General features: G+C 44.4%; 4 protein-coding genes. 1 reads left to right on the top strand and 3 read right to left on the bottom strand.

The window, feature by feature from the left end; all coding sequences use genetic code 11:
* Nucleotides 1–490: 490 nt before the first annotated feature.
* The gene (locus tag ACTHO6_RS21020; RefSeq protein ID WP_440243775.1) at nucleotides 491–1,471 is read left to right on the top strand and encodes a S8 family serine peptidase; all 981 of its coding nucleotides are present in this window, start codon (nucleotides 491–493) and stop codon (nucleotides 1,469–1,471) included.
* 42 nt (nucleotides 1,472–1,513) lie between these two features.
* On the opposite strand, the gene istB is transcribed toward ACTHO6_RS21020, so the two are convergent.
* From istB to istA, 3 genes are read right to left on the bottom strand one after another with little or no spacing between them, the layout of a single operon-like run.
* Nucleotides 1,514–2,293: an IS21-like element helper ATPase IstB gene (istB, locus tag ACTHO6_RS21015; RefSeq protein WP_440243773.1), complete on the bottom strand. Its 780-nt coding sequence runs from the start codon at nucleotides 2,291–2,293 to the stop codon at nucleotides 1,514–1,516.
* Nucleotides 2,290–2,613: a Mu transposase domain-containing protein gene (locus ACTHO6_RS21010; protein ID WP_440243771.1), complete on the bottom strand. Its 324-nt coding sequence runs from the start codon at nucleotides 2,611–2,613 to the stop codon at nucleotides 2,290–2,292. Before ACTHO6_RS21010 ends, istB begins: the two co-directional genes overlap by 4 nt.
* Complete coding sequence (istA, locus tag ACTHO6_RS21005) at nucleotides 2,588–3,139, bottom strand: IS21 family transposase (protein WP_440243769.1); 552 nt, start codon at nucleotides 3,137–3,139, stop codon at nucleotides 2,588–2,590. The genes ACTHO6_RS21010 and istA overlap by 26 nt, the downstream gene beginning before the upstream one ends.
* Nucleotides 3,140–3,640: the final 501 nt, after the last annotated feature.

Here is a 3,640-nt window from a genome sequence, read left to right as displayed (position 1 = left end):
GAGATCCGCTCCTTAACATAATAGGTTTATTCTACAAGCCCTTATTTTTTCTGTCCAACTTAGTGTAACCGATCCACAGGTGAGAGCTGCTTAGACCTGCCTACCTTAAAACCCTTTTAGGAAATGTAGTTTTTTTACATGGGTTATTATTTTAAGGACCTTGAGATCACTATTGAGGTCCTTAATTTTGTTTAGGGCTATCCCTGAACGACAACCATTTAGAATCAGTAATGCTGGATTCTAGATCAGCTACCGTGGCTGCATAGACTGCAAAACGTCTCACATATTACAGCTTCGTCTTCACTTGTTTTGGCTGCAGGTGAGAGTCAGCAGAGGCTGAGCAATATTGGAGTTATTCAAGTACGAACCGGGCAGATAACCTTCGTACAAACTTGTTCCATTTTTTCTCTAAAGGCAAGATATTGGACCTTTGATATACTACCAGTTGTATCGTATGATGCATAACCAGTATGTCGAAAGGTGATTAAAAATGTCTCTATCTGAAAAGGTTTTAACTCGCACTTTTTCTTCACTACTTGTCGTATGCCTCACTTTAAACCTAATTGGTACCCCAACTGCTTTGGCCGCTCAACCGAGCCAATTAACCACAGGAGAATCGCCAAAATCCCCTTCCGACACGCATCCCATCACAGCGTTAGACACCACAAAGATACAAAGCAAAAACTACTTGATCGGCTTAAAAAACCACGTTAATGCTGAAACTTTCTTGGAAAGGAAAGGGCTTAAGAACAAAGGGCATAAAAAGGTAAAAAGCACGAACGCCTTGGTTATTTCACTTACTGCGGACGAAGTAAAACAAGTAACAAATGATACTGAGGTTTCCTTTGTCGAAGAAGATGCAAGTGTGAAAATAGCATCCACTGGAAATGTTGTATCTACTCATGCTGCACTCGAAAATATAGAATCGAATACCCAAACCATTCCGTGGGGGATTCAGGATATTGGTGTGAACTACGCACTCCAGCAAAGTATTGTTGGGGATAAAGTCAAAATTGCCGTTTTGGATACAGGAATTTCCCACCACCCTGATCTGAACCTTGCTGGTGGCGTTTCTTTAGTGACAGGTGTACCCGATTACACTGACGACAACGGCCATGGAACTCATGTAGCAGGTACAATAGCCGCTTTACATAATGACCGAGGTGTTGTTGGTGCGGCTTCACATGCTCAAATCTATTCGGTAAAAGTCCTGGATAAGGACGGTAACGGTAGCTATAGCCAGGTGATTCAAGGGATCGACTGGGCAATTGAAAACAAAATGAATATTGTCTCTATGAGCTTGGGTGGCAGTGTGCCGAGTAAGGCCCTTCATGACGCTATCAAGAAAGCTTCAGAAAGAGGAATACTGATCATCGCAGCGGCTGGAAACAACGGGGCCGGACTAGAAACTGAAACATACCCTGCGTTATTCCCGGAGGTCATCTCAGTTGGTGTGTCAATATCAATTTAATTTTCCCCAAAAATATCGGTTGAAAATTCCCCATTTTCGCCGTTATTGGTTGGCAGCATCGGCAGGCTCTGGTCGAAAGAAGCCCGCCTTTTTCTTTTCCTTTATGCCATAACTTTCCCCCTTGATATTGATCGTACTGGAATGGTGAAGCAGCCTGTCTAAAATCGCTGTTGCCAAAACGGTATCTCCGAAAATCTCTCCCCATGCTCCGTACGATTTGTTGGAAGTCAGGATCAATGAACCTTTTTCATAGCGTTCGGATACAATCTGAAAAAAGAAGTGAGCAGCGGTTTCATCCATCTTTCGGTATCCAATCTCATCGATAATCAACAAATCTGGTTTGGTGAGAGTCCGCATTTTTTGGGCAATCGTACGATTGCCGTACGCAGTCTGTAGCATCTGCACCAGATCGTGGGCGGTGATGAAATAGACCGTATAGCGTTGCTTGATTGCTTCCAATCCAAGCGCAACAGCCAAATGAGTTTTTCCGACACCAGGTGGACCTAAGAAGATCAGGTTTTCCTGATGTTCTAAAAAACCTAGAGTCGCAAAATCACGGATACGTCTTTCATCGATGGAAGGCTGGAATGAAAAATCTAATTGATCCAGCGTTTTTTGAAACGGAAGCCGTGCTAATCGAGTTCTAGTTTGCAAAAAGCGTTCATATTTAGCCGCTAATTCCTCCTGTAGCAGCTTGTCCAAAAACTCCAAATACGATATGTTGTGCTTGGATGCTTCTTCGGCGTGGTAATGGAGGATGTCGGGGATGCGTACCCAACCAAAATGACGGCACGCTTCCAGCAGACGTTCTTGCAGAATCATTGCAGCATCACCTCTTCTTCCGCTAGTTCTTCATACGCCGTAAGAGAGCGTTCCAACACTTCGGGTGATGAATTCGACACGTAACGAGGCGTAGGTTGGGGAACCGGTTTGCTCGTCGCTGTGCGAATTCCTTCGAAGTGTTTTTTCATGCTTACGGTCTGATAGCGTCCCATCTGTTTGGGGTGTTCGGCGATTAGATGTCCATTGCAATAAAACCGCAGGATTCCGTTTTTCTCGTCTTGGATTTCTACCATTTGACCTATGTACACCCACGGGACAGAGTAGCGATTTGCTTCAAAGGAAACATAGGCATCGGCCATCACCTTCCGGTAATGGCGTTCCACAGCGGCAAAAGGCACGTGGTTGGAGGTTTTCTTCTTTCCAACGTTCAGTCGGCACTTGATGGGTGGTTCCGTGAACGCGACAATTTGCGACGATGTCCAACCAATGGCGTGCTTGTTCATTGAGATCTTGTAGTCCGGTAAAGGTACGGATACGAGACCAAAAGTTCTTTCTCAGATACCCGACGCCATTCTCCACTTTTCCCTTCGTTCGAGCCCGATAGGGCTTGCAGCTCAACAGCTTGAATCCATAGTGGCTGGCAAAGCGAGCAAAACGCTCGTTCCAGATCACCCCGCTTTTGTCATCCCGGCCTGAGACAACTGTTTTCATGTTGTCGTACAAACAGCTTTGAGGCACGCCGCCAAAATACTGCCATGCCCGAAGATGACAACCTATGAGAGTTTCCAGTTTTTCGTCTTCGGTAAATTCGACATACATCATGCGTGAATACCCCAGCACCATGACGAAAGCGTAAAGACGCTTTTGTTTTCCGTTGAGATTCACTCGAAAATGTCCCCAGTCTACTTGAGCCTGCTGTCCCGGCAACGTCTCGTAACGCTCGGTGGATACTGGCTATTGTGGGCGATAGGGCGGCCGTTTTAAAACGATCTCGGAAATGGGGGACAGTGATCCAGAAGGTTTCAGGAGGTATTTTTATCGTTCTGGGCATTTCAGACTTTTTTACATTTTGGTAAGCAAAAATAATTATAAGACAACCCAATAGGTGGATATCATAAGAGCCAAAGTGAATTTTGGAGAAATTCCTATTGGCATACCTTCAAACTTTTCGACTGTACGGGGGTGTCTTTATTGATGCGATTCATTCTAAAGGAAATAAGACTGTGCTATTTTGTTAACTTTCTGTTCATAATAAGATGCTAATATAGATGTAAATGAATTAGGGGGGCGATGAATGAACAAGCAAGTTTGGATCGGTTACACTAAGTTGGACAGAAAAAATAAGGGCTTGTAGAATAAACCTATTATGTTAAGGAGCGGATCTCT

Origin of the sequence: Brevibacillus sp. SAFN-007a, assembly GCF_051967035.1 — a bacterium.
Classification (GTDB): domain Bacteria; phylum Bacillota; class Bacilli; order Brevibacillales; family Brevibacillaceae; genus Brevibacillus.
The sequence above is the reverse complement of the archived record's forward strand: the minus strand, read 5'-3'. Positions and strand labels throughout refer to the sequence as shown.

Bases quoted from the DNA above. Each gene is read 5' to 3' on its own strand.
- ACTHO6_RS21020 (WP_440243775.1), top strand. From the start codon at position 491: ATGTCTCTATCTGAAAAGGTTTTAACTCGCACTTTTTCTTCACTACTT.
- istB (WP_440243773.1), bottom strand. From the start codon at position 2,293: ATGATTCTGCAAGAACGTCTGCTGGAAGCGTGCCGTCATTTTGGTTGG.
- ACTHO6_RS21010 (WP_440243771.1), bottom strand. From the start codon at position 2,613: ATGGCCGATGCCTATGTTTCCTTTGAAGCAAATCGCTACTCTGTCCCG.